General features: G+C 71.3%; 17 protein-coding genes. 4 read left to right on the plus strand and 13 right to left on the minus strand.

The window, feature by feature from the left end; all coding sequences use genetic code 11:
* Positions 1-14: 14 nt before the first annotated feature.
* On the plus strand, positions 15-1,094 hold the full coding sequence (locus tag G5C51_RS12235; protein WP_240929586.1) for a saccharopine dehydrogenase NADP-binding domain-containing protein: 1,080 nt from the start codon (positions 15-17) through the stop codon (positions 1,092-1,094).
* On the opposite strand, the gene G5C51_RS12240 is transcribed toward G5C51_RS12235, so the two are convergent.
* From G5C51_RS12240 to ccrA, 8 genes are all read right to left on the minus strand, one after another.
* Entirely contained in the window at positions 1,081-3,054 is a 1,974-nt protein-coding gene (locus tag G5C51_RS12240) for a glycoside hydrolase (protein WP_165236375.1), read from the minus strand. The two genes, G5C51_RS12235 and G5C51_RS12240, sit on opposite strands and share 14 nt — an antisense overlap.
* A 114-nt stretch (positions 3,055-3,168) precedes the next feature.
* Positions 3,169-4,026: a CDP-diacylglycerol--serine O-phosphatidyltransferase gene (pssA, locus tag G5C51_RS12245; protein WP_165236377.1), complete on the minus strand. Its 858-nt coding sequence runs from the start codon at positions 4,024-4,026 to the stop codon at positions 3,169-3,171.
* Entirely contained in the window at positions 4,013-4,672 is a 660-nt protein-coding gene (locus G5C51_RS12250) for a phosphatidylserine decarboxylase (protein WP_165236379.1), read from the minus strand. Before G5C51_RS12250 ends, pssA begins: the two co-directional genes overlap by 14 nt.
* Before the next feature lie 168 nt (positions 4,673-4,840).
* Positions 4,841-6,046: an acyl-CoA dehydrogenase family protein gene (locus tag G5C51_RS12255; protein ID WP_165236381.1), complete on the minus strand. Its 1,206-nt coding sequence runs from the start codon at positions 6,044-6,046 to the stop codon at positions 4,841-4,843.
* 2 nt (positions 6,047-6,048) lie between these two features.
* The gene (locus tag G5C51_RS12260; protein ID WP_165236383.1) at positions 6,049-6,555 is read right to left on the minus strand and encodes a MaoC family dehydratase; all 507 of its coding nucleotides are present in this window, start codon (positions 6,553-6,555) and stop codon (positions 6,049-6,051) included.
* Positions 6,556-6,560: 5 nt separating this feature from the next.
* The gene (locus tag G5C51_RS12265) at positions 6,561-7,526 is read right to left on the minus strand and encodes an HpcH/HpaI aldolase/citrate lyase family protein (RefSeq protein ID WP_165236385.1); all 966 of its coding nucleotides are present in this window, start codon (positions 7,524-7,526) and stop codon (positions 6,561-6,563) included.
* Positions 7,523-9,544, minus strand: a complete 2,022-nt coding sequence (locus G5C51_RS12270) for a protein meaA (protein ID WP_165236387.1) — start codon at positions 9,542-9,544, stop codon at positions 7,523-7,525. Before G5C51_RS12270 ends, G5C51_RS12265 begins: the two co-directional genes overlap by 4 nt.
* Complete coding sequence (ccrA, locus tag G5C51_RS12275; protein ID WP_165236422.1) at positions 9,544-10,857, minus strand: crotonyl-CoA carboxylase/reductase; 1,314 nt, start codon at positions 10,855-10,857, stop codon at positions 9,544-9,546. The genes G5C51_RS12270 and ccrA overlap by 1 nt, the downstream gene beginning before the upstream one ends.
* 333 nt (positions 10,858-11,190) lie before the next feature.
* Between ccrA and G5C51_RS42975 the strand changes: the two genes are divergently transcribed.
* A complete protein-coding gene (locus G5C51_RS42975) occupies positions 11,191-12,885 on the plus strand; it encodes a VCBS repeat-containing protein (protein WP_240929587.1) in 1,695 nt (564 codons plus the stop codon).
* Here the strand turns inward: G5C51_RS42975 and G5C51_RS12285 are convergent.
* Positions 12,866-13,687, minus strand: coding sequence for a TetR family transcriptional regulator (locus G5C51_RS12285; protein ID WP_165236389.1), 822 nt, complete (start codon positions 13,685-13,687; stop codon positions 12,866-12,868). The two genes, G5C51_RS42975 and G5C51_RS12285, sit on opposite strands and share 20 nt — an antisense overlap.
* 74 nt (positions 13,688-13,761) lie before the next feature.
* Entirely contained in the window at positions 13,762-15,552 is a 1,791-nt protein-coding gene (locus G5C51_RS12290; RefSeq protein ID WP_165236391.1) for a 3-hydroxyacyl-CoA dehydrogenase family protein, read from the minus strand.
* A 397-nt stretch (positions 15,553-15,949) separates the two neighbouring features.
* Here G5C51_RS12290 and G5C51_RS12295 point away from each other — a divergent pair, with 397 nt between their 5' ends.
* Positions 15,950-16,579: a HEAT repeat domain-containing protein gene (locus G5C51_RS12295; RefSeq protein ID WP_165236393.1), complete on the plus strand. Its 630-nt coding sequence runs from the start codon at positions 15,950-15,952 to the stop codon at positions 16,577-16,579.
* Positions 16,580-16,605: 26 nt separating this feature from the next.
* On the opposite strand, the gene G5C51_RS12300 is transcribed toward G5C51_RS12295, so the two are convergent.
* From G5C51_RS12300 to G5C51_RS12310, 3 genes are all read right to left on the minus strand, one after another.
* A complete protein-coding gene (locus G5C51_RS12300) occupies positions 16,606-17,523 on the minus strand; it encodes an HpcH/HpaI aldolase/citrate lyase family protein (RefSeq protein ID WP_165236395.1) in 918 nt (305 codons plus the stop codon).
* A complete protein-coding gene (locus G5C51_RS12305) occupies positions 17,513-18,730 on the minus strand; it encodes a CaiB/BaiF CoA transferase family protein (RefSeq protein ID WP_338118110.1) in 1,218 nt (405 codons plus the stop codon). The genes G5C51_RS12300 and G5C51_RS12305 overlap by 11 nt, the downstream gene beginning before the upstream one ends.
* Positions 18,731-18,853: 123 nt before the next feature.
* Entirely contained in the window at positions 18,854-19,783 is a 930-nt protein-coding gene (locus tag G5C51_RS12310) for a LysR family transcriptional regulator (protein ID WP_165236399.1), read from the minus strand.
* A gap of 59 nt (positions 19,784-19,842) precedes the next feature.
* Between G5C51_RS12310 and G5C51_RS12315 the strand changes: the two genes are divergently transcribed.
* On the plus strand, positions 19,843-21,264 hold the full coding sequence (locus G5C51_RS12315) for a CitMHS family transporter (protein WP_165236401.1): 1,422 nt from the start codon (positions 19,843-19,845) through the stop codon (positions 21,262-21,264).
* The last annotated feature ends 27 nt before the right edge of the window (positions 21,265-21,291 follow it).

The raw sequence follows: 21,291 nt of genomic DNA on the forward strand, positions 1-21,291 counted from the left end.
CGAGGAGGACCGACATGAATACGCAGCCGGCAGAGGTATGGATCCTGGGCGCGACGGGCCGTATCGGCCGCGGCGTCGCCGCGGACCTGGCAGTGCGGGGCCTGGCCCCCGTCCTGGTCGGACGCGACGCGGAACGCCTGCGCAAGACCGCGGCGGACCTCGGCCTCGGCTCCGGTACGAAGGTCGTCGCCGCCGACGGGGCGGACCGCATCGCCGCCGAGATCACCCGGCAGCGACCGGCCGTGGTCGTCAACACCATCGGTGATTACGCCGACACGGCCGCGCGGATCGCCCGCGCCTGCATGCCAGGCGGCCACTACCTCGACTTCGCCAACGACCTGTACGCGACTCCCCGGCTGCTCGACCTGCACGACGAGGCGGCCGCGGCGGGCAGCACCCTGGTCACCGGCGCCGGCTTCGGCGTCCTGGCCACCGAGGCCGTGGTGGCGAAGCTCTGCGAGGGCCTCCCCGCCCCGGACCGGGTACGTATCGACGCGCTGCCGTCGGTCGCCTCCGAGGGCGGCGTCATGGGCGCCGCCCTCGCCGCCTCCGTCGTCGACGTGCTGGCCACGGGCGGGCGCCGGTACGCGAACGGCCGCCTGGCCAAGGCGCGGCTCGGCGCCGAGCCGCAGCGGCTCGCCCTCCCCGACGGGGAGACGGCGCGGAGCGCGGGCGGCCCGTCGGGCGAGCTGTTCGCCGCCCAGCGGGTCAGCGGCGCCCCGAACGTCACCGCCACCTCGGTCCTGGTCCCGGCCGCCCCCGCCGTGGCGGCGGCTCTGTCGCTCCTCGGCAAGCTGCTGTCCGTACCGGCCCTGCGCCGCCTGGCCGTCCGCGGGATGGCCCGGATCTCGGTGAAGCCCGCCCCCAGGCCCCGGCAGCACTCCTGGGGCCACGCGGTCGCGCAGTGGTCCGACGGCACCCGCCGCGAGGGCTGGCTGCGCGCCGGCGAGGCCATGGACTTCACCGTGTCCGCCGCCGCCGAGACCGCCGCCCGCCTCGCCAGGGGCGAGGGCAAGCCCGGCGCCTATACGCCGGCCGCCGCCCTGGGGCCCGAGCTCGCGACCGCCGCCGGCGGCACCTTCATCCTCGGCTGACGGACTGGCCGAGCTCTCCGGGGCAGAGGGTCCGCGCCGCCTCGTCCCCGCGGAGTTCCGCCCGCACGCACCCGCCGTCGACTCCGGCCCGCCGCTGGTCGCCGAAGTTCGCGGTGACGGTGAGCTTGCCGTCGCCGAAGGTGGTGCGCTGCACCGTCCGGTCTTCCGTAAGCCGGTCGAACGCCGTCATCGGCTCGGTGCCCACCGCCTTATGCAGCGGCGCGAAGTACCGCTGCAGCGCGGCGAGCTCCTTGCCGTGCTGGTCGATGGCCGGGCCGTCCAGCACAAAGTTGAGCGGGATGTTGTAGAGCATCGCCAGCAGCGCCCGGTCGGTCTTCTGCGCGGGCAGCTTCTCGTACGACAGCTCCCACCGCTCGGCGCCGACCAGGACGTCGTGCAGGGCGGTCTCGTAGAGCGGGACGCGGTAGCGCGGGTCGTACATCTCCTTGGCGAGCTCTGCCGGGAGCTCGACCGGCTTGAAGAAGAACGCGGGCGCGTTGTGCGGCGCGTAACCGCCCCACGCCTTCTTGTCGTTCTGCAGCGCCCACAGCCCGTCGGCCACCGGGGTCGCGTTGCCGTGACTGTACGCGAGCGGGCCGGAAGCCCACGCGCCCGCGGACTCCGAGCCGAGGACCAGGCGGCGGCCGGGGGAGCCGAGGCGGTGCATGCGCTCGAGCCGATTGGCCCGGTCCTGGCGCTGGTTCATGGGATGGGTCGCGCTGTGGTCGGCGAAGAGCTCACCCGCGGCGTCCACGTCGAGGAAGTAGCTGCGCGCCCCGTTGCCGGTGAACTTCGCGGTGTGCTCGTCGAGCAGCCGCTGCCCCTTGGCGCCGGTGAAGGCCTGCGAGCTGAGGTAGCAGCCACGGCCGCCGAAGCCCGGCTTGACGCTGCCGTCGGCGCGGCGCACGCAGGCGTCCTGGTAGACCGGATCCGGCCAGACGGACGTGGGCGCGTCGGCGCTCTCCGGGGCCTGGGCATTGGCGTACGAGTCGTACGGCCCGACCAGATAGCCCGCCCGCTGAGCCGCGCGCACGGCCGCCTTCGTCATCGGGGTGTCGTCGGCGTCGTAGCCGAGCCACATCCGGTCGATGCCGAGCTTGCGCAGCTTGGCGACGCCGTTCGCGGTACGGGCCTGCCCCCAGCCGTACGCGTGGAAGGCGCCCAGCAGCCGCTCGGTGTCCGGGTTGGCCGCGATCTTCTCGCGCAACGAGGTCAGGTCGCCGTGCTCGCGCATCCAGGACCGGTAGTCGGCGGCGGCCGCGACCGGCGAGGCGTCGGTGAGCTTGAAGGTGACGGTGTACGTACGCGTGTCCGCGGCCTTGGAGAACTCGTGGCTCGCCGCCGTACGCAGCCGGCCGCCGGACGAGCCGACGTCGAGGGTGGTGCCGATCGGGTCCGGGACGAGGTAGCTGACGCCGGCCTTGCCCGACGTATAGCCCCAGAGGGGGAGGGTGAGTCCGGCGGTCATGTCCATCGGCTCGGCCTTGACCAGATCGGACTCGGTGTTCCACCACGTGTCTCCGGCCGGTACGGACAGGCCGCTGCCCTTGGGGAGCTGCAGGGCATCCGCCCCGGCGCCGGTGCGCGGCCAGTCGAGCGTGCCGTCCTTCGCGGCCCGTACGGACATCTCCAGGCGGCCGTGGCGGGCGGCGGCGGTGACGGTGAGGCCGCGGTCGGGATAGCGCCAGCGCGCGCCACCCGGGACGGTCTCGGGGTCGGTGGGGGTGCCGAGGCCGGTCGCGGAGGCCCCGGAGAGGGTGAGGTCCTGCCCGGAGCGGGTGCGGGCGGTGACGGCGAGCGTGCCGGGGTCCACGGTCGCCGTGCCGCCGGTGACCCGGACGCGTATCCCGTCCTGGTCCTCCTCGGGCGACCCGGTCGCGACGGTCGGCACCAGCGCGCCCGCCACGCAGGCCCCCGCTGTGAGCAGCGCCGCGCGGCGCTTCGTCAGGTTCCATGGCATGCCGGCGGACGCTAGGCGCGGGTTCTAAGAGCGGCCTCTTAGAACCCCGCGCAAACGGCCCCGGGCCCACGTCCAAGACGTGGGCCCGGGGCCGTAGAGCTTCAGATACGGGTGTCAGCCCTGGGCAGCAGCCCGCGCTTCGCGGCGATTGTCGCGGAAGGCGTTCACCCGCCGCGCCGTCGCGAAGAGCGGGATGACCGCGGCCATCACGATCTGCAGCGAGCAGCCGGTCTGCAGCAGCAGCTGTGCGCCGGGCGCGTCGAGCGCCCAGGACGCCAGGCAGCCCATGCTGATCGCCGCCCAGATGAGGGTGGCGAGCGCCAGCCGGCCGCGCGGCTTCGGGTACTCGACGCGGCTCACCATCAGCCACGCCACGCCCACGATCGCCAGCAGCGTCGGGATGAACGGCAGCTCGAGCAGCACCACGGAGATGACCGTCAGCGCCCCGAAGGGCGACGGCAGCCCCTGGAAGCCCCCGCCGGGGACCTCCGTGCACGAGAACCGCGCAAGCCGGAGCACCACCGCCAGCAGGACGACCACCGCGGCGACCGCGGAGATCCGCTCGTGCGCGCCCTCGGTGACCATGCCGTAGACCAGCACGAAGTACGCCGGCGCCAGGCCGAAGCTGATCAGGTCGGAGAGGTTGTCCAGCTCCGCGCCCATGGCCGAGGAGCGCAGCTTGCGCGCGACCAGGCCGTCGAAGAGGTCGAAGACCGAGGCCAGCAGCATGAGCATCACAGCGGTAGCGGCGCTGTGCCTGGCCATGCCGCCGTCGCCCTCGCCGGTGATGTGCGGCATCAGGACGCCGGTCGTCGTGAAGTAGACCGCCAGGAAGCCGCAGGTGGCGTTCGCGAGGGTCAGGGTGTCCGCGATGGACAGCCGCGTCGACAGCGGCATGTCGTCATCGTCGTCCGCGGCGGGCTCGGGGACCCACTGCGCGTCGGCTGAGGTACTGGGATCAGTCACGGTCAAGGCGTGTCACCCCCGCGGTAGTGGCCTGGCCGACCTCGACGGCCGGCTCGACGCCCTCCGGGAGGTAGACGTCGACACGCGAGCCGAACCGGATGAGTCCGATCCGCTCGCCCTGCTCGACCTTCGCCCCGGCGTCCACGTACGGCACGATGCGGCGCGCCACGGCGCCGGCGATCTGGATCATCTCCACATCGCCGATCTCCGTGTCGAAGTGCCACACGACGCGCTCGTTGTTCTCGGACTCCTTGTTGAACGCCGGTACGTAGCCGCCGGGGATGTGCTCGACGGAGGCCACCGAGCCCGCGAGTGGGGCGCGGTTGACGTGGACATTGAGGGGGCTCATGAAGATCGCGACGCGGGTGCGCCCGTCCTTCCACGGCATGATGCTCTGCACCACGCCGTCAGCCGGGGAGATCACGCGGCCGGTGGCGATCTCTCGCTCCGGGTCGCGGAAGAACCACAGCATGCCCGCCGCGAGAGCGGTGGAGGGCACGGCTGCGGCCGCCCACTTACCCGAGCGGCGGGAGCGGGCGAGGCTGACGGCTGCGGTGGCCAAGGTCGGCAGGAGCCACGGCGAAGCGCCGCGCGCCAGGCTCACCTTCCGAGGTGCCTGGCTGCGCGGTGCTGAGGGGTTGCTGTGGGGCATGAATGACCTTCGTAGCGGAGGATGCCGCGTAGACAAGGGGGACGGCGGCTTCCCGGGATGTTATCGGTTGACACCGGCAACTCGGCAAGCGCGCGTGGGTAGTCCACACCCGTAAAACGGTGACTGGGGGTCACCTGGTTCCCGGACGGGCTGCCCCAAACGAGACATTCACCCTTGGCTCTTGTACTCCTCGAGTAGTCGGCGTCCAATGATCATTTTCTGGATCTCGGCGGTACCTTCACCGATCAGCAGCATGGGCGCCTCCCGGTAAAGACGCTCGATCTCGTACTCCTTGGAGAAGCCGTATCCGCCATGGATGCGGAAGGCGTCCTCCACAACTTCTTTGCAGTATTCGGAGGCGAGGTACTTCGCCATGCCTGCTTCGAGGTCGTTCCGTTCCCCGGTGTCCTTTTTGCGTGCTGCTCTCACCATCATCGCATGGGCGGCCTCGACCTTGGTAGCCATCTCGGCCAGCCGGAACTGAATCGCCTGGTGCTGGGCGATCTGCTTGCCGAAGGTGTGTCGCTGCTGGGCGTAGTCGATACCCAGCTCGAATGCACGCTGTGCGACGCCGCAGCCACGCGCCGCTACATTCACCCGGCCGACCTCGACACCGTCCATCATTTGGTAAAAACCTCGGCCCGTCTCACCACCCAAGACACGGTTGGCCGGAATGCGTAGTCCGTCCATGATCAACTCGGTGGTGTCGACGCCCTTGTAGCCCATCTTGTCGATCTTCCCGGGGATGGTGAGCCCTGGTCGGACCTCCCCGAAGCCGGGCTCCTTCTCCACCAGGAAGGTGGTCATCTTCTTGTGCGGCGGGGCGTCCGCCGGCTGCCCCTCGTCCGTGCGACAGAGCACGGCTACGAGAGTTGACGAGCCGCCGTTGGTGAGCCACATCTTCTGGCCGGTGAGGGAGTAGTGATCTCCGTCACGAACACCCTTGGAAGTGATGGCCGACACGTCCGAGCCGAGCGCCGGCTCGGACATGGAGAAGGCGCCGCGCACCTCTCCGGTGGCCATCCGGGGGAGGAAGTAGTCCTTCTGCTCCTGGGTGCCGTGCTGCTTGATCATGTACGCCACGATGAAGTGCGTGTTGATGATCCCCGACACGCTCATCCAGCCGCGGGCGATCTCCTCGACGCACAGCGCGTACGTGAGAAGGGACTCACCGAGGCCGCCGTACTCCTCCGGGATCATCAGGCCGAAGAGGCCGAGTTCCTTGAGGCCGTCGACTATCTGCTGCGGGTACTCGTCCTTGTGCTCCAGTTCCGTAGCCACCGGGAGGATCTCTTTGTCGACAAAGTCCCGGACGGTGGACAGGATTTCCTGCTGGATGTCGGTCAGACCCTCGGTCTGCGCGAGACGGCCCATGGTCAGCGCTCCTGAAGTTCCGGGCGGCCGGGCTGCTCGCCGCCGCGCTCCTTGATGTAGGTGGCCGTCGGGACCATCACCTTGCGCTTGAACACGCAGACGAGGGTGCCGTCCTGCTTGTAGCCCTTGGTCTCGACGTGGACGATCCCGCGGTCGTCCTTCGACTTGGACGGCCACTTGTCCAGGACCGTCGTCTCGCCGTAGATGGTGTCGCCGTGGAAGGTCGGCGCCACGTGCTTCAGCGACTCGATCTCCAGGTTGGCGATCGCCTTCCCGGACACGTCCGGGACGGACATGCCCAGCAGCAGCGAGTAGATGTAGTTGCCCACGACGACGTTCTTGCCGAAGTCGGTCGTCCGCTCCGCGTAGTTCGAGTCCATGTGGAGCGGGTGGTGGTTCATGGTGAGAAGGCAGAAGAGGTGGTCGTCGTACTCGGTGACCGTCTTGCCGGGCCAGTGCTTGTAGACCGCGCCGACCTCGAACTCCTCATAGGTGCGTCCGAACTGCATCTCGCTCAGGCCTCCGGCGGGGTGAAGGTGGTCGTACGGTGCATGCCGGCCGCGCGGCCCTTGCCGGAGATGACCAGCGCCATCTTGCGGCTGGCCTCGTCGATCATCTCGTCGCCGAGCATCGCCGAGCCCTTCTTGCCGCCCGCCTCTGACGTGTAGTACTCGTACGCGTCCAGGATCAGCTCGGCGTGGTCGTAGTCCTCCTGGGAGGGCGAGAAGACCTCGTTCGCCGCCGTCACCTGGCCCGGGTGCAGCACCCACTTGCCGTCGAAGCCGAGCGCGGCCGCGCGGCCCGCGACGGTGCGGAAGCCGTCGACGTTCTTGATCTGCAGGTACGGGCCGTCGATCGCCTGGAGGTCGTTGGCGCGGGCGGCCATCAGGATCTTCATGAGGATGTAGTGGTACGCGTCCGCGTCGTAGCCCGGCGGCTGCTCGCCGACGACCAGGGACTTCATGTTGATGGAGGCCATGAAGTCGGCCGGGCCGAAGATGATGGTCTCCAGCCGGGGGGAGGCCTCGGCGATGGCGTTCACGTTGTTCAGGCCGCGGGCGTTCTCGATCTGCGCCTCGATGCCGATGCGGCCGACCTCGAAGCCCATGGTCTTCTCGATCTGGGTGAGGAGCAGGTCGAGCGCCACCACCTGCTGGGCGTCCTGCACCTTCGGCAGCATGATGCAGTCGAGGTTGGGGCCCGCACCCTCGACGACCGTCACCACGTCGCGGTAGGTCCACTCGGTGGTCCAGTCGTTGACCCGCACGACGCGCGTCTTGCCGGTCCAGTCACCCTCGTTCAGGAACTTCACGATGGTGTGCCGGGCGTCCGGCTTCGCCAGCGGCGCGCAGGCGTCCTCCAGGTCCAGGAAGACCTGGTCGGCCTCGAGCCCCTGCGCCTTCTCCAGGAAGCGCGGGTTGGAGCCCGGTACGGCCAGGCAGGAACGCCGGGGGCGCAGGCGGTTGACGGGGGCGGTCATGCGGGGACCTCCAGGGGGTCGAGCTTTCCAGCGGTGCGAATCTCATCGACGATACGGCCGATGATCTCCGTAAGGTCGAAGTCCTTGGGTGTGAAGACGGCGGCCACTCCGGCGGCCCTGAGCGCCTCGGCGTCGGCGGCCGGGATGATGCCGCCGGCGATGACCGGGACGTCGTCGACGCCCGCGGCGTGCAGCCGCTCCAGCACGTCCGGGACGAGCGCGGCATGCGAGCCGGAGAGGATCGACAGGCCGACGCAGTGCACATCCTCGGCGATGGCGGCGTTCACGATCTGCTCGGGCGTGAGCCTGATGCCCTGGTAGACCACCTCGAAGCCGCAGTCGCGGGCGCGGACGGCGATCTGCTCGGCGCCGTTGCTGTGCCCGTCGAGGCCGGGCTTGCCGACCAGGAGGCGGAGCTTCCCCACGCCCAGGTCGGCGGCGGTGCGGTCGACCTTGTCCCGGACACGGGACAGCGGGGAGCCCGCCTCGCCCGCCACGGCGAGCGGGGCGGAGCTGACGCCCGTAGGAGCGCGGAACTCGCCGAAGACGTCCCGCAGCGCCCACGCCCACTCGCCGGTGGTGACGCCGGCGCGGGCGCATTCGAGGGTGCGCTCCATCAGGTTCTCGTCGCCCGCGGCGCCCGCCTTGAGGGCGGAGATGGCCTTCTGGGCGTGCTCGTCGTCGCGGTGCAGGCGCCAGTCGTGCATGGCGCCGACGACCCGGGCCTCGTTCTCCGGGTCCACCGTCATGATGGCCGTGTCGAGGTCGGCGGTGAGCGGGCTGGGCTCGGACTCGGTGTAGCTGTTGACCCCGATGATCTTCTCCTCGCCCGCCTCGATACGGGCCCGGCGCTCGGCGTGCGAGGAGACCAGCTGCGACTTGAGGTACCCGGACTCGACGGCGGCGAGGGCGCCGCCCAGGTCCTGGATGTGCTCGATCTCGGCGAGCGCCGCCTCGGTCAGCTCGGCGGTCTTCGCCTCGACGACCTTCGAGCCCTCGAAGAGGTCCTCGTACTCCAGCAGGTCGCTCTCCTGGGCGAGGACCTGCTGGATCCGCAGCGACCACTGCTGGTCCCAGGGCCGGGGGAGGCCCAGGGCCTCGTTCCAGGCGGGGAGCTGGACGGCGCGGGCGCGGGCGTCCTTGGAGAGGGTGACGGCCAGCATCTCCAGGACGATCCGCTGGACGTTGTTCTCCGGCTGCGCCTCGGTCAGGCCGAGGGAGTTGACCTGGACGCCGTAACGGAAGCGCCGATGCTTGGCGCTCTCGATCCCGTAGCGCTCCCGGGTGATCTTGTCCCAGATGCGGTTGAAGGCCCGCATCTTGCACATCTCCTCGACGAACCGGACGCCGGCATTGACGAAGAAGGAGATCCGCGCGACCACGTCGCCCATCTTGTCCTGCGGCACCTGTCCGCTGTCCCGGACGGCGTCCAGGACGGCGATCGCGGTGGACATGGCGTAGGCGATCTCCTGGACGGGAGTCGCCCCGGCCTCCTGCAGGTGGTAGCTGCAGATGTTGATCGGGTTCCACTTGGGGATGTGCGCGACGGTGTACGCGATCATGTCCGTCGTCAGCCGGAGGGAGGGGCCCGGCGGGAAGACGTACGTCCCCCGCGACAGGTACTCCTTCACGATGTCGTTCTGGGTTGTCCCGGACAGCTTGGTGATGTCCGCGCCCTGCTCCTCGGCGACCACCTGATAGAGCGCCAGCAGCCACATCGCGGTGGCGTTGATGGTCATCGAGGTGTTCATCTGGTCGAGCGGGATGCCGTCCAGCAGCTTGCGCATGTCGCCCAGGTGCGAGACCGGGACCCCGACCCGGCCGACCTCGCCGCGGGCGAGGATGTGGTCGGGGTCGTAACCGGTCTGCGTCGGCAGGTCGAAGGCGACCGACAGGCCGGTCTGGCCCTTGGCGAGGTTGCGCCGGTAGAGGGCGTTGGACGCCTCGGCGGTGGAGTGCCCCGCGTAGGTCCGCATCAGCCAGGGCCGGTCCTTGGGGGGCCGTTCTGCCGGTGCCATCAGATGTTCCGGAAGCGGTTGATGGCGTCGAGGTGCGTGGCGCGCTTCTCCTCGTCGCGCACGCCCAGGCCCTCCTCGGGGGAGAGGCAGAGCACGCCGACCTTGCCCTGGTGGAGGTTCTTGTGCACGTCGTACGCGGCCTGGCCGGTGTCCTCCATCGAGTACGTCCGGGACAGCGTCGGGTGGATCTTGCCCTTGGCGATGAGGCGGTTGGCCTCCCAGGCCTCGCGGTAGTTGGCGAAGTGGGAGCCGATGATGCGCTTCAGGGACATCCACAGGTAGCGGTTGTCGTACTGGTGCATGTAACCGGAGGTCGAGGCGCAGGTGGTGATGGTGCCGCCCTTGCGGGTGACGTACACGGAGGCGCCGAAGGTCTCGCGTCCCGGGTGCTCGAAGACGATGTCGATGTCCTCGCCGCCGGTCAGCTCGCGGATGCGCTTGCCGAAGCGCTTCCACTCCTTCGGGTCCTGGGTGTTCTCGTCCTTCCAGAACTTGTAGTCCTCGGCGTTGCGGTCGATGATCGCGTCGGCGCCCATGGCGCGGCAGATGTCGGCCTTCTGCCGGCTGGAGACCACGCAGATCGGGTTGGCACCGCCGGCGAGCGCGAACTGGGTCGCGTACGAGCCGAGTCCGCCGCTCGCGCCCCAGATCAGGACGTTGTCGCCCTGCTTCATGCCGGCGCCGTTACGGGACACCAGCTGCCGGTACGCGGTGGAGTTGACCAGGCCCGGGGCCGCGGCCTCCTCCCAGGAGAGGTGGTCGGGCTTGGGCATCAGCTGGTTGGACTTCACCAGGGCGATCTCGGCGAGGCCGCCGAAGTTGGTCTCGAAGCCCCAGATGCGCTGCTCCGGGTCGAGCATCGTGTCGTTGTGGCCGTCGGCCGATTCGAGCTCGACGGACAGGCAGTGCGCGACGACCTCGTCGCCGGGCTTCCAGGCGTTGACGCCGGGGCCGGTCTGCAGCACCACGCCCGCGAGGTCGGAGCCGATGACGTGGTACGGCAGGTCGTGGCGCTTGGTGAGCTCGCTGACGCGGCCGTAGCGCTCGAGGAAGCCGAAGGTGGAGAGCGGCTCGAAGATGCTCGTCCACACGGAGTTGTAGTTGACCGAGCTGGCCATGACGGCCACCAGGGCCTCGCCAGGGCCGAGTTCCGGGGTGGCGACGTCCTCGACGTGGAGCGACTTGCGGGGGTCCTTGTCCTTGGTGGACAGGCCCTCGAACATGTCGGTCTCGTCCTTGTGGACCGTCACCGCCCGGTAGTGGTCCGGGATGGTCAGCGCCGCGAAGTCGGCGGGGGTGGTGTCGGCGGCCATGATGGCGTCGCGGATCTCGTTCACGGTGTGCCTCCGGCGGAAAGCGGTGCCCGTGCGGGGCGCTTGAGGGACGTCGGGTGCAGCTGCCGTCGGTTCGGTGTGCCTGCGGCGAGCGCGATGGCGCTCGTTCCGGTCTGTGACGGGACCGGGGGGACCGGGCGGGCCAGCGGGTGCGCTGGCTGGGACAGCCGGCTCGCGGAGTTGCGCTACGAGCCGGCCGCCCGGATGTCCTCACCGTATGGCACGCGGTGCCAGCTGACAAGACACTGGGTGCCAGCAATCTTTCCGGCGTACCGCTGGGGTGACCGAGTCGGCCTGGTGCATCCTTTCCGGATGCCCGGACTTCGCAGCCGCCTCGTGTCCGTAGCGCTCGCCGGTCTGTGCACCGCGGGGTTGCTGAGCCTCGCCGGCTGCTCGGTGGACCAGGCGGTCGAGCGGGGCGAGGACCCGCTGCCGGGCTGGTCGAAGTCCCGGGAGCGGGACGCGGGCGAGGCCAACCGCGACGACATCGACGGCGACGGCCACGCCGACGCCGTGATCGGCGATCACGTGGCCCTCGCCCGGCCGGGCAGCAAGGACCCGGCCGCCGCCCTCCGCCGCGCCGAGCCGTTGCCCCCTCTGCCCGCCCCGAAAGGCCTCGAGCCGTTCCCGGGCGAGGCCCCCACCGCCCGCACCGGCGATCTCGACGACGACGGCTACGCCGACATCGCCGTCGTACAGACCCTGCAGGGCGAGCGGCGCGCGGAGGGGAACAAGACCGAGGGCTACACGGTCCCGGTGCAGCGCGTCGTCTGGAGCGGCCCGGACGGCGTCGGCGAGGTCACCGAGCTCCCCGGGAAGTTCGGCAAGATCACCGCCATCGGCGACTTCGACGGCGACGGCGCCCTCGACCTCCTCACCCTCGGCCCGGCGGCCACCGAGTCCGACCACAAGGGCAAGCGCCAGTGGGCCACCGTGCTGCACGGCCCGCTGAACCGGGCGGGCGCGCGGCCCCGCACCACCACCCGGATCGACGTCGGCTACGACGGCTGGGTGCCGGTGGCGCACGCCGTCGTCGGTGACTTCGACGGCGACGGGCGCGACGACCTGGTGACCAAGGCCGAATGCGGGGAGGAAGACGGCCGTCTGGAGGGTGACGCCCCCGACCTCGACGACGCCACGTACTACCGCGGCACCAAGGAGGGCCTCGAGAACGCCGGCTCCGTACCGGGCATCACCGAAGGTGACACGCCCGTCCTGGCCGCGGACTTCAACGGCGACGGGCGCGACGACATCCTCGGCGCCAACTCCTACGACGGCGAGGCGGGCGGAAGCATCGTCTACGGCGCCGCGGACGGACCGGGCGAGGGCCGCAAGTCCACCAGCCTGACCGGCGGCTGGGTGCCCGGCGGCGTCGCGGGCGAGTGGAACGGCGACCGGCGGGCCGACGTCGCCATGCGCGACACCGTCGGCGACCGGATGCACGGGGAAGTGTCGGTGAGCGGCACCCGTATCGACGCGTACGAACTCGCCCTCGCCGGCGATGCGAAGCGCAAGGGCTACGCGTCCGGTTTCGCCCGGGAGGTGTACGGCGCGGATCTCGACGCGGACGGGACCGACGAGCTGGTGCTCAGCCACAACGGCTTCCACAAGCCGCGCAAGGACCCCGGCTACTGGATCCTGCGGGGCACCAGGAGCGGGCCGTCGATGACGGGCCGGTCTTCGTCAGGACGAAGGACTTGCGGAGGAGCTAGCGCTTACCCGGCGTTTGAAGGTTTCGCCCAGGCATCCTGCGGCGCGGTCCGTAAAACCTTCACCGCACGGTTCAATGAGACCGTTGAAGGCATGGAAAACGCGAAGTTCGTTCTCGAGGTCGACCTGTCCGCCGACACCTTCCGCGCCGACGCCGCCGGCGAGCTCGGTCGCATCCTGCGCTACTGGGGTGGCAGCCTCCGCCACTACGAGCTCACGCCGGGCACCGCCGAGACGATCTACGACTCGGCGTACAACGAGGCAGGGACCTGGCGGATCAGTCCGAAGGGTGCTTGAGGGCCTTCTCGATCGTGCGCATGACCTCGCTCAGCGGCGCGTCCGTGCGGGTCACCGTCACCAGCACCTCGTCGGAGCTCCGCGCCGTGGCCGTCGTCGCCGCCCCGCCGGAGCCCGAGACCCGGCCGCGGCGGCCGATGCCCGCGCCGAAGGTCTCCCTGACCACCTCGAAGGCGTGGTCGAGCTGGCCCTCCACATCGCCCTGGCCGCCGGCCCGCAGCCAGCGGCGCAGGACGTGGTTGTGCGCCGTGACCACCGCGGACGCCGCGACCTCCGCCAGCAGCGGGTCGTCGTCGCCGTCGCGGTGGGCGCCCTCGTCGAAGTGGCCGAGGAGATAGCGGGTGAAGACCCGCTCGTAGCGCGAGACCGAGGCGATCTCGCGCTCGCGGAGCGTCGGGACCTCGCGGGTGAGCTGGTAGCGCTCCACCGAGACCGCGGGGGAGGCCGCGTACATCCGCATGACCTCCTTGATCCCGCGGCAGATCGTGTCCAGCGGGTTCTCGTGCGCGGGGGCCGCGTCGAGCACCGCGATCACGCGGTCCAGGGTGTCGTCGTGGTCCGGGAAGATCGCCTCTTCCTTGGAGCGGAAGTGCCGGAAGAAGGTCCGCCGGGCCACCCCGGCCGCCGCCGCGATCTCGTCGACGGTGGTCGCCTCGTACCCCTTCGTCGCGAACAGCTCCATCGCTGCCGCCGCGAGCTCGCGGCGCATCTTGAGTCTCTGACCCGCGGCTGTGGTGCGGGCGGCGGACGTCTTCTGGGCGGCGGCAGGCTGGGGCTGGGACATGACTGGAACGTACTCCATAGGTCGGTGGGAAACGTACTCCATTGCCTGGTGGCCGGGCCGTCCCGGGCCCCGGCCCGCCGCTCGCCGCGAGGTCAGCGCCGCGCGTACTCCCGGAAGCCCCGCCCGGTCTTACGGCCCAGGCACCCGGCCGCCACCAGGTGCTCGAGCAGCGGCGCCGGGGCCAGACCCGGGTCGCGGAACTCGCGGTGCAGCACCCGCTCGATGGCGAGCGAGACGTCCAGGCCGACCACGTCCAGGAGCTCGAAGGGCCCCATCGGATAGCCGCCGCCCAGCTTCATCGCGGTGTCGATCGCGTCGGGAGTCGCGTAGTGCTCCTGGACCATCTTCACGGCGTTGTTCAGGTACGGGAACAGCAGCGCGTTCACGATGAAACCGGCCCGGTCGCCGCAGTCCACCGGGTGCTTGCGGAGCCGCCCGGTGACCTCGCGGACGGTCGCGTGCACGTCGTCGGCGGTGAGCACCGTGCGGACCACCTCGACCAGCTTCATGGCCGGGGCGGGGTTGAAGAAGTGCATGCCGATGACGTCCTGCGGGCGGCTCGTCGCCCGCGCGCAGGCGATCACCGGCAGCGACGACGTGGTCGTCGCCAGCACCGCGCCCGGCTTGCAGATCTTGTCGAGGGTGGCGAAGAGCTGCTGCTTCACCTCGAGGTCCTCGGCCACCGCCTCGACCGCCAGGTCGGCCTCCGCGAGGCCGTCCAGGGAGCCGACGGGCGCGATGCGCTCCAGCGCCGTCTCGCGGGCCTCGGCGGACATCCGGCCCTTGTCGACAGAGCGCTGAAGTGACTTGGCGATACGTGCCTTTGCCGACTCGGCCTTCTCCAGCGAACGGGCCGCGAGGACGACGTCGTAACCGCCCTTCGCGAACACTTCCGCGATCCCGCTCGCCATCGTCCCGGACCCGGCGATCCCGACGCTGCGCACCTCGCGCGCCGGCGCCTGCCCGGCGCCGCCCGCGGCCGGGGTCTCGGCATCCGCCACCACCGTGGCGCTGCCCGGCGTCTCGTACGTGTAGAAGCCGCGGCCCGCCTTCCGGCCGGTCAGCCCCGCCGCGCTGAGGTGCCCCAGGATCGGCGCGGGCGCGTGCAGCCGGTCGCGCGATGCCTTGTACATCGCCTCCAGCACCGTCCGGGCCGTATCGACGCCGATCAGGTCGAGCAGCGCCAGCGGACCCATCGGCAGGCCGCAGCCCAGCTTCATCGCCGCGTCGATGTCCTCGCGGGTCGCGTACTTCGACTCGTACATCGCCGCGGCCTGGTTGAGATAGCCGAACAGCAGCCCGTCGGCGACGAAGCCTGGCCGGTCGCCGACCGCGACCGGTTCCTTGCCGAGCTCGCGGGCGAGCGCGGTCACCGCCTGCACGGCCTGCGGGTCGGTGAGCACCGACGACACCACCTCGACGAGCTTCATCGCCGGGGCGGGGTTGAAGAAGTGCAGGCCCAGGACGCGTTCGGGGTGGGCGGAGTCGGCGGCGAGGCGGGTGACCGACAGCGCGTTGGTGCCGGTGGCCACGATCGCGTCGGGGCGCAGCACGCGGTCGAGCGACGCGAAGACGTCCCGCTTCAGCTCCTCGCTCTCCGGCACCACCTCGACCACCAGGTCCGCGTCCGCGGCCGCCTGGATGTCGGAGAAGGTACGGAACCGGGCGAGGACGTCGCGGCGTTCGGCGCCGGTGAGCCGCTCGCGCTCCACGGCGCGGGCCGTCGAGCGCTCCAGCGCGGCGACCGCCTGCGCGGCGGCGGCCTCGCTGACGTCGATGCCGATGACCTCGCGGCCTGCGCGGGCCAGCACCTCGGCGATACCTGTGCCCATGGTGCCAAGGCCGACGACGGCGACAACGGGGAAGGGGACATTACGGTCCATCGCGGACTCCAAGCTGCAAGTCTCGCCCCGGCGGCGGGGCATGGCGACTGATGAGGGGTCGAGCCCGGGCCATGGCAACGCACACGCCCATGGCGGGGCTCGTGAAGGGTGGAGAGCTGCGACCGGCCCTGTCCCGGGGCCGGGCCGTACTGAAAAGTCGCCGAACCGACTGCAAGCTTGGCGGCTGCGTCACCAGCCGCACGGACGCTCCAGGGCGTCCGTGTCTTCGACGTTAACTCAGCAGTAGCCAAATGCGCCAGGGGGCCTCACATATGAGCGGTTGTGAAGCAGGGCACGTACCCGGCACCTCTTTGGGGTGAAGAAATGGCCGGTCATGGGCTCTCAGCGGGCGCGGATTTCCCTACCCTGAGGGGCGTAACACCTAAAAGGGGGCGGTATGGACGACGAGTTCACAGCGCTGACACGCCGGGTGCAAGCCGAATTGCACGGACATGCCGCATGGGCCGCCTATGAACGCGTCGTCTCCCTGGCGCGGGCGGCGGCCGTCAACTCCACCGCCCGCGACACCCTCGCCGGATATCTGGACGCGCCCGCGCAGCCGCTGTGGGCGCGCGAGGTGGCGGCGTACGCGCTGGGCGCGGCCGGCGACCGGCGCGCCTTCGAAACGCTCGTGCTGCTGCTCAACTACCGCGATCCGGCCCGCGGCGCGACCGCCGCCGACGCTCTCGCCAAACTCGGCGACCCGCGCACCGCCCGCGCCGCGGCCGCGCTCGCCACCAACCCGCTGCGCACCTCCTACGCGCGGCACGCCGTCCTGCTGCTCGGCCGGCTCCGGGCACCGGAGTCGGTGCCGGCGCTGATCAGCACCCTGGAGCGGCTGGTCCGCGGGCCCGACCACCACTGGCCGGTGGCGAACGCCTGCATCGCCGGGCTCGGCGCGGCGGCGGACGAGCGGGCGATCCCGGTGCTCACCTCGGCTCGGGTCTTCCCGGAGCTGCGGGACACGGCGGCGGAGGCGCTCGCCCGGATCTGGCGGCAGGCGCCGCCGTCGAGCTCCAGCGCCTGAGGGGGCGCGGTCCGCGGCCCCCGCGCTCACCGTCCGGCGTGCCGGCGCAGCAGCTCCCGGGCGGTGGCGGCCATCGCCTCGTCGACCATCTCGCCCTCGAAGGCCACGGCGCCGGCGCCGCGGGCCCGCGCCTGCTCGACGGCGGCGATCAGGCGGGCGGCGCGGTCGAGTTCCTCCCGGGCGGGGGTGAACACCTCGTTGATCACGGGGACATGGCTCGGGTGGATCGCCATCATCCCGGCGTAGCCGAGCGAACGGTTCTGCGCCGCGAAGGTGCGCAGCCCGTCGAGGTCGCCGACGCGGGTCCACAGCCCCGCGACCGGGTGCGGAGCGCCGGCGGCCCGCACGTCCAGCAGCGCGCGGGCGCGGAGGTGGTACGTCTCCGTGCCCTCCGGGCTCCAGCGATAGCCGATGGCGCGCTCGACGTCACCGCCGGCGCCGGTGACCGCGCCCGCGTACGCGACCCGGGGCGCGGCCGCCGCGCAGTCGCGGGCGGCGTGCAGGGCGGTGGCCGTCTCCAGCAGCGGGAGCAGGGCGAAGTGGCCGTACGGCAGGCCGTGTTCGCGTTCCGACCAGGTGAGCAGGCGGTCGGCCAGGCGGATGTCGTCAGGGCCGGTGACCTTCGGCAGCACGATGCCGGTGAGGCCGGGACGGGCGAGGGCGCGCAGCTCCTCGGCGGCTGCCCAGCGGTCGAGCGGGTTGATCCGTACGAAGAGCGCCGGGCCGCCGTCCGCGTCGTCGACGGCCGCGGCCACCTGGTCGCGGGCAGCCGCCTTGCCGTCCTCGGGGACCGCGTCCTCCAGGTCGAGGATGACCGCGTCCGCCCCGCAGGCGCGCGCCTTCGGCAGCAGGTCCGTACGGCTGCCGGGGACGAAAAGCAGGGACCGGAGAAGGGCGCGGGCGGCCGGCCCAGATGACGTCCGGGCGGCCGGCTCAGATGACATCGCGCTCCTCCAGCTCCGCCAGCTCGCCCTCGCCGAGGCCCAGCCACTCGCGGTAGACGAGGTCGTTGTCCTGGCCGAGGGCCGGACCGGTGCGCCACACCTTCCCTGGCTGCTGCCGGAAGTGCGGGAGGACCGCCTGCATCCGTACGGGCCCCAGGTCGGCGTCGGCCACCGTGACGATGTCCGCGCGCTCGGCGTAGACGGGGTCGGCGGCGATGTCGGCGGCGCTGAACACCCGCGAGGCCACCACCTCCGCTGCCGCGAAGGCCGCCAGGCACGCGTCCGCGGTGCGCTCCGCGACCCAGGCGCGCAGGCCGTCGTCGAGGCGGCCGCGGGCGGCGTACTGCTGCTCGGAGGTGGCGAATTCGGTCTCGTCCCAGCCGAGGAGGCGGGCGACGTTACGCACCGAGCGCACCGTCGCGGAGGTGACGGTGATCCACTCGCCGTCGCCGGAACGGTAGGTGTTGATCACGGCGGCGGGCGCCACGGCGAGCTGGTTGCCGGAGCGTTCCGGGACGCTGCCCAGCTGGTCGTGCACGATGACCTGCCATTCGATGAGCCGGTACAGCGGCTCGAAGAGCGCGAGATCGATCCATTCGCCCTCAAAGCCGGGGTCCGTCTCGCGGCGGTGCAGCGCGGCGAGCACGGCGTACGCGCCCATCAGGCCGGTGACCGCGTCGCCGTGCGAGAAGCCGGTGTGCACGGGCGGTCCTTCGGCGAAGCCGGTCAGGTGCACGACCCCGCTGCGCGCCTCGCCGACCTTGCCGAAGCCGGGCTCGTCGGCGCGGGTGGAGGTGGCCCCGTAACCGGATATCTGCAGCAGCACCGCCCTGGGGTTGAGGCGGTGCACCGCCTCCCAGTCCAGGCCCCAGGCGCGCAGCCGGCCGGCGCGCAGGGTGACGATGACGACGTCGGCCCAGGCGACGAGGCGGTGGGCGAGGGCGCGGCCCGAGGCGTGGTGCAGGTCGAGGGTGACGGAGCGCTTGTTGCGGCCCGCGACCTTGAACCACAGCGGGTGGCCGTCTTTTACGGGACCCATCGCGCGGGCCGCGTCGCCGGTGCCCGGCGGCTCCACGTGGACGACGTCGGCGCCCTGGTCGGCGAGCATGGAGCCGGCCAGCGGCCCGGCCACCACATGCGCGAATTCCACCACCTTCAGCCCGCTCAACTGCCCCTGCCCGCCGCCCTGCCCACGCTCGTCCGCCACCATCGCGCTCCCTGTGCTCGCTTCCAGCGGCTTTCAGGGTGACCAGGCCGGGGAATGCCCGTCCAGCAAGAAATCTCCATGAATCCATGCGACTTGCGCATGAATCGAGGGCGGGCCGGGCTGCTACGCCCAGGTCACCCCCGGCGGCAGCGGGCGCTCTTCGGCGCGGAACGCCTGCAAGGTGTCGAGGAAGTGCTGCGCCGTGAGCGGCAGCGGGCGGCGGGCCCGTAGCGCGATGTCCAGGCGGCGGTCGACGACCGGGCCGGTGAGCGGCCGGTGCACCAGGGCGCCGGCGCCCAGCAGCGGCAGGACGAGCGCGGGCAGGGCGGTGACGCCGAGTCCGGCCGCCACCAGGCCGCCGACCGTGGCCACGCTGCCCGCCTCGGCGGCCGGCGCGGTCCGCGCGTCGACCTGCGCGAACGCCGCGTCCACCAGGCGCCGTACGCTCGACTCCCGGCCGACCGCCAGGAACGGCTCGCGGGCCAGCTCCTCCCAGCCGACCGCCTCCTGCTCGCCCCGCTCCGCCAGCGGATGCCCCTCGGGCAGCACCGCCACGAACCGGTCGCGGACCAGCGGGCGGTGCTCCAGCTGACCCGACGGCTCGCCGGTGGTGATCGCGAAGTCGGCGTCGCCCGCCAGCACCCGGCCCAGCACCGACTGCTCCAGGCCGTCCATGATCTGCACCGCCACCCGCGGCCGCCGTTCGCGGAAGCCGGAGATCACCCCGGGCAGCAGCACCGCCGCGACCGACGGCAGCGTGGCTACGGCGACGGTGCCGGACTCGCCGAGCAGGAAGCGCTGCAGCTCCTTCATGCCGGACCGGTGCGCGTTCACGATCTGCTCGGCTATCCGCAGCGCCTCGACGCCCGCGGCGGTCAGCTGGACGTTACGGGTGTCCCGTTCCAGCAGCTGGGCGCCGACCTGCCGCTCCAGGTCGGCGACCGCGCGGCTGAGCGAGGACTGGGAGACGTGCAGTTGCGCGGCGGCCGCGGTGAAGCTGGCGGCCCGGGCGACGGCGGCGTACGCGCTCAGCTGGCGGAGGGTGGTGTCCATGGCCGGTGAGCGTAGGTCGCTATCGCCGCGCCGGACAGCCGGATTGATGCGGACAACGCATGAACACATCTCGGTTTGATGCTGGACGCCGATCTGTCGCCGCTTCGACACTCATCCGCATGCCGGCGACTCTCGGATTCCTCACCATCGGCCTGTTCCTGTTGCTCACCATGACGAAGCGGGTCTCCGTCCTGGTGGCGCTCGTGCTGCTCCCGGTCCTCGCCGCCCTCGTCGGCGGCCACGCCGGCGACCTCGGCGACATGGTGCTCACCGGCCTCACCACGGTGGCGCCGACCGGCATCATGATCGCCTTCGCGGTGCTGTACTTCTCGCTCATGGTCGATGCGGGCCTCTTCGACCCGCTGATCCGCGTGCTGCTGAAGTTCGCGCGCAACGACCCGGCGCGGGTCGCGGTCGCCACGGCGGTGCTGACGATGTGCGTGGCCCTGGACGGCGACGGAGCATCGACATTCCTCATTACGGTCTCCGCGCTGCTGCCGGTCTACCGGCGGCTGCGGATGAGCCCACTGGTGCTGTCAGGCGTGGTCTGCCTGGGCGCGGGCGTGATGAACATGGTCCCGTGGGGCGGGCCGACGGTCCGGGCGATGGCGGCGCTGAAGCTGGAGAGCTCGGAGGTCTTCACGCCGGTGCTGCCCGCGATGGGGGTCGGGATCCTCTGGGTGCTGCTGGCGGCGTATTGGATCGGGCGGCGGGAGCGACGCCGGCTGGCGGGGGAGAGCGGGGAGAGCGAGTCGAGCGAGGAGAGCAAGGCGAGCGCCGAGCCCGCCGGCCCGCAGGTCGCCCCGCTGCCGGGCGACGGCCCCGGCACCCCGCTGCTGCCCGCCGCCGAGACGCGGCCGCCTGCCTGGCTGATGGTCTTCAACGCTGCGCTCACCGTGGTGCTGCTCGTCGCCCTCGTCATGGAAGTGATGCCGCTGCCGGTGCTGTTCGCGCTCGCCTTCGCGGTGGCGCTGCTGGTCAACCACCCGACCTGGGAGCAGCAGCAGGCGCTGCTGGAGAAGCACGCCAGGAGCGTGGTGCTGGTCACCACCATGATCTTCGCGGCGGGGGTGTTCACCGGCGTGCTCACCGAGACGAAGATGATCACCGAGATGGCGCAGGCGCTGGTGGACGTGGTCCCCGACTCCTTCGGTGGCCATCTGCCGCCGCTGGTGGCCATCGCCGGGATGCCGCTCAGCCTTGCTTTCACGCCGGACGCGTTCTACTTCGGGGTGCTGCCGGTGCTCGCCGAGACGGCGGCCGGCTTCGGCACCGGGCAGGAGGAGATCGCCCGGGCCGCGATCCTCGGCCAGATGACCACGGGCTTCCCGCTCAGCCCGCTCACCGCCTCCACCTTCATCCTGCTCGGGATGAGCGGCGTCCAGCTCGGTGAGCACCAACGGTTCATCTTCCGCTGGGCGTTCGGCACCACGCTCGTGATGACGGCGGCGGCGCTGGCCACCGGCGCGATATCGCTCTGAGGGCACGACCAACGAAGGGAACGCCTG

This window comes from Streptomyces coryli, from assembly GCF_011044975.1.
In the GTDB taxonomy this organism is placed as follows: Bacteria; Actinomycetota; Actinomycetes; order Streptomycetales; family Streptomycetaceae; genus Streptomyces; species Streptomyces coryli.